Source organism: Flavobacterium psychrotolerans (assembly GCF_003097635.1).
GTDB lineage: Bacteria > Bacteroidota > Bacteroidia > Flavobacteriales > Flavobacteriaceae > Flavobacterium > Flavobacterium psychrotolerans.
The window spans coordinates 1-1,033 of sequence record NZ_QCZI01000054.1; the positions used below are offsets into that span (position 1 = coordinate 1).

At 60.6% G+C, this 1,033-nt stretch carries 2 protein-coding genes; both read left to right on the forward strand.

Annotation, left to right across the window (positions count from 1 at the left end; genetic code table 11):
* Positions 1-714, forward strand: a 714-nt coding sequence (locus DB895_RS14165; RefSeq protein ID WP_116725997.1) for a cupin domain-containing protein, incomplete at its 5' end; no start/stop codon positions are given.
* Between the two features lies 1 nt (position 715).
* Positions 716-1,033: thiamine pyrophosphate-binding protein (locus DB895_RS14170; protein WP_243694686.1), on the forward strand; the 318-nt coding region annotated here is incomplete at its 3' end.

Sequence of the window (1,033 nt, forward strand, 5' to 3'; positions counted from 1 at the left end):
GAGCAGCGCTTGCCGGTAAACGAGAGTGAAGTCGCCAGCCTGCGCTCCCTGCGTCGTGGTGTATTTGCGCGCAGGGCCATTGCCGCAGGCGAGGTAGTACAGGCTGACGATGTGTATTTCGCTTTCCCGCCGCAGGACGGGCAGATCACTGCCAACGACTGGTCGAAATACGCCACCTTTACTGCCCAGGCGGACATTCCCGAGCATGCAGCGCTGAGCACACAGAACAGCACGCGGCGCGATGTGCGTGACAAGGTCTGGGAGATCGTCCAGCGCGTTCGCGCCCAGCTGAGCAGCAGCCACGTGGTGGTGCCGGGCCGGGTCGATCTGGAAATATCCCACCACTATGGTCTGGACCATTTCGACGAGATCGGTTTGACCATGCTCACCGTGGACAACCGGCGTTACTGCAAGAAACTGCTGATGCTCCTGCCGGGTCAGCAGCACCCGGAGCAATATCACCAGCGCAAGGAAGAAACCTTCCACGTCCTGCATGGCGAGCTGACGCTGCAGCTGGACGGTGTGAATCGTGCCTGCCGTCCGGGGGATGTGGTCACCGTCGAGCCGGGTGTTCGCCATGCCTTCCACAGTCAGGAAGGGGCAATCATCGAAGAGCTGTCTTCCACGCATTTCAGCAATGATTCGTTCTATACCGACGAAGCGATCAATGCCAATCGCGACCGTAAAACCCTCTTGAGCTATTGGATGGACTGACGTGCCAAGCCCTTATCGTGTTGCCGACTACATTGCTGACTTCATCGCCGATCTGGGCGTGGAGCATGTCTTCCTGTTGCCAGGCGGAGGTGCCATGCACCTCAACGACGCAGTCGGCAAGCACCCCGGCCTGGAGGTAGTGGCCTGCCACCATGAGCAGGCTGCCGCGATTGCTGCCGAAGCCTACTGCCGCATCAACGAGAATATCGGTGTGGCCATGGTCACAACCGGGCCGGGTGCGACCAATGCCGTGACTGCCGTCGCTGGCGCCTGGATCGAGTCGGTGCCGTTGCTGGTTATCTCCGGCCAGGTCGAGCGT